The organism is Cupriavidus sp. SIMBA_020 (assembly GCF_046535395.1).
Lineage (GTDB): Bacteria > Pseudomonadota > Gammaproteobacteria > Burkholderiales > Burkholderiaceae > Cupriavidus > Cupriavidus campinensis.
The window spans coordinates 1-288 of sequence record NZ_JAWRWU010000357.1 but is presented as its reverse complement, the minus strand read 5'-3'; the positions used below and the strand labels follow the sequence as shown (position 1 = coordinate 288).

Annotated in this window: 1 protein-coding gene; it reads left to right on the top strand. The window is 50.3% G+C overall.

The features are described 5' to 3' along the window. Window positions 1-288, top strand: a 288-nt coding sequence (locus SB751_RS29565; RefSeq protein ID WP_410748968.1) for an NAD-dependent epimerase/dehydratase family protein, incomplete at both ends; no start/stop codon positions are given.

The window sequence follows — 288 nt, the reverse complement described above, 5'->3', positions numbered from 1 at the left end:
GTTGGATCATGAAACATATTGCGATTATCGGAGGAGCCGGTTTTATCGGAAGCGAACTGGCGGCATTATTACAGGCTAAAGGTTATCACACCATCATTGCAGACCAAAAGGAGCCGGCTTTTGACACTGAATACCGCCAAACGGATATTCTTGACCGGACGTCCCTCCGCGAATCACTGCGGGGAGCGGATGCGGTTGTCCATTTGGCGGCAATGGTCGGAGTGGACAGCTGCCGAAGCAATGAAGAAGACGTCATACGGGTCAATTTTGAAGGAACGAAAAACGTCA